At 63.7% G+C, this 2,504-nt stretch carries 3 protein-coding genes; all 3 read left to right on the top strand.

The window, feature by feature from the left end; genetic code table 11:
• Positions 1-59: 59 nt before the first annotated feature.
• From tnpA to tnpC, 3 genes are read left to right on the top strand one after another with little or no spacing between them, the layout of a single operon-like run.
• Entirely contained in the window at positions 60-470 is a 411-nt protein-coding gene (gene tnpA / locus ACSSVY_RS22720; protein WP_037274688.1) for an IS66-like element accessory protein TnpA, read from the top strand.
• The gene (gene tnpB, locus ACSSVY_RS22715; RefSeq protein WP_037274686.1) at positions 467-817 is read left to right on the top strand and encodes an IS66 family insertion sequence element accessory protein TnpB; all 351 of its coding nucleotides are present in this window, start codon (positions 467-469) and stop codon (positions 815-817) included. Before tnpA ends, tnpB begins: the two co-directional genes overlap by 4 nt.
• A 60-nt stretch (positions 818-877) precedes the next feature.
• Entirely contained in the window at positions 878-2,488 is a 1,611-nt protein-coding gene (gene tnpC / locus ACSSVY_RS22710) for an IS66 family transposase (RefSeq protein ID WP_454272309.1), read from the top strand.
• Positions 2,489-2,504 lie beyond the last annotated feature (16 nt).

The raw sequence follows: 2,504 nt of genomic DNA, 5'->3' as shown, positions 1-2,504 counted from the left end.
GTAACGCTCCGGTGGGGGCCGTCTGACTTCGGCGACGATCCGATGATAAGTCCGACCTTATGTCCGATTTCATTTCTCGCCCTCAAATCGAAGTTCTTTCCGCGGCCGATGGCATTCGTCGTCGGCAGTGGTCGGATGAGGACAAGCTCCGGATCGTAGAGGAAAGTTTTGTCGGCCACCGGCAAGTGGCAGCTACGGCGCGGCGGCATGGCATGTGCCGGTCGCTGTTGACGACCTGGCGTCGACAGTATCGCAACGGTGAGCTGGGAGCGCCCCGCCCGATATCCTTCACACCGGTAACCGTGACGAAGGACATCGCGGCCTCCCAGCCTGGGCCTGTTGATCTCCCTGATCTCTCCCGGAACTCGCAGGTGGAGATTGCTCTGCCCAATGGTCGTCGGCTTATCGTGCCCATCTTGGTCGACCCGGAAGCGCTTGCCCGGATCCTGTCAGTGGTGGACGGTCAATGATCGCGTTTCCGGCGGGCGTGAAGGTCTGGATGGCGGGTGGCGTCACCGACATGCGGCGTGGCATGAACACCCTTGCATTGCAGGTCCAGCAAGGCCTCGGGCGCGATCCTCATGCCGGGGAGATATTCTGCTTCCGAGGGCGCAAGGGCGACCTGGTCAAGATTTTATGGCATGATGGGGTCGGCACATCTCTCTATCTGAAACGCCTCGAGGCAGGTAAATTCATCTGGCCCGTCAGTCGCACGGGCGACGCGGTTCAGATCTCCGCAGCCCAGCTCGGTTATCTTCTGGAAGGAATTGACTGGCGCAATCCGCGTTGGACACAACGCCCTGCAAAGGTTGGGTAAAACGCGCTTATAGCCCTGTTTTGCATGGGCATTCGTAAACCGGCATGGTAGATTGTGACCATGTCAGATGCCGCCTCCGAGCTCGAGAAACTGCGCGCCGAACTGGCCGCTTTGAGGTCCGAACTGGCCCGCTCGAACGCCGTTGTGTCGGCGTCCGAGGCGCTGATCGCGGGCCTCAAGCTCGAGATCGCCATGCTCAAGCGCGACAAGTATGGCCGCAGCGCCGAACGCACCGCCCGGCTGATCGACCAGCTCGAGTTGCAGCTCGAGGAACTTGAAACCGCTGCGGCGGAGGACGCCATCCGCGCCGAGCAGGCGGAGGAGAAGGCGACGAAGGTTCGCAGCTTCGAGCGGCGCAAGCCGGTGAAGAAGCCTTTCCCCGAGCATCTGCCGCGCGAACGGGTGGTCGTCGAGGCGCCAACCGCCTGTGCATGCTGCGGGTCAGACCGGATCGTGAAGATGGGCGAGGACATCACCGACACGCTGGAGGTGGTGCCACGGCAGTGGAAGGTGATCCAGACCGTCCGCGAGAAGTTCACGTGTCGCGATTGCGAGAAGATCAGCCAGCCGCCCGCCCCGTTCCACCCGATCCCGCGCGGCTGGGCTGGTCCCAGCCTGCTCGCGATGATCGTGTTCGAGAAGTTCGGCCAGCACCAGCCGCTGAACCGCCAGGCCGACCGCTATGCCCGAGAAGGCGTGGATCTGAGCCTGTCCACGCTCGCCGACCAGGTGGGCGCGGTGACCGAGTTGCTGACGCCGCTGCATGCGCTGATCGAGGCGCATGTGATGGCCGCCGGGCGATTGCACGGCGATGACACGACGGTCCCCTTGCTCGCCCGCGGTGGCACGAAGACGGCCCGGCTCTGGACCTATGTCCGCGATGATCGCCCTTTTGGCGGTGCCGCCCCACCGGCGGTGACCTTCCGCTTCTCCCGCGACCGGGGCGGCGAGCATCCGACCGGGCATCTGATGGGCTGGCAGGGCATCCTGCAAGCTGACGCCTATGCCGGATATAACCAGCTTTACGATCAAAAGCGCTCGCCCGGACCGGTGACATCCGCGCTCTGCTGGAGCCATGCACGCCGCAAGTTCTTCGAACTCGCGGATGTCGAAAGCAACATCCGGAAGGGCAAGTCGCCCAAGGAGATCTCGCCGATCGCTTTCGAGGCGGTGAAGCGTATCGACGCCCTGTTCGAGATCGAGCGCGACATCAACGGCAAATCCCCCGACGAGCGGCTCGAAGCGCGGCAACGCCTGTCGGCCCCGCTGGTCGAGGATCTGGAAACCTGGCTGCGCGGCGAACGGGCGTTGCTATCGAAACACGCCAAGGTCACCAAGGCGATTGATTACCTGCTATCGCCAAACCATTGGTCGAGCTTCGCGCGGTTCCTTGAGGATGGCCGTGTCTGCCTGACCAACAATGCCGCCGAAAGATCCCTCCGCGGCGTGGCCCTCGGAAGGAAGTCCTGGCTCTTCGCGGGGTCCGAGCGCGGCGGGCAGCGCGCCGCCTTCATGTATTCCCTGATCGGCTCCGCAAAGCTGAACGACATCGACCCGCAGGCCTGGCTCGCCGACGTCATCGCCCGCATCTCCGATATGCCGGTCTCGCGCCTGCACGAGTTGCTGCCGTGGGAATGGAACGCAGCAGCGCACCAGGTCAAGGCTGCCTAACCACGGTCCTCGGCGG

Source organism: Roseovarius sp. MBR-51 (genome assembly GCF_053628575.1).
Note: the sequence above shows the minus strand (reverse complement) of the source record. Positions and strands in the feature narration are given on the sequence as shown.

Excerpts from the sequence above, each read along its gene's own strand:
- tnpA (WP_037274688.1), top strand. The coding sequence starts at position 60 with ATGTCCGATTTCATTTCTCGCCCTCAAATCGAAGTTCTTTCCGCGGCC.
- tnpB (WP_037274686.1), top strand. The coding sequence starts at position 467 with ATGATCGCGTTTCCGGCGGGCGTGAAGGTCTGGATGGCGGGTGGCGTC.
- tnpC (WP_454272309.1), top strand. The coding sequence starts at position 878 with ATGTCAGATGCCGCCTCCGAGCTCGAGAAACTGCGCGCCGAACTGGCC.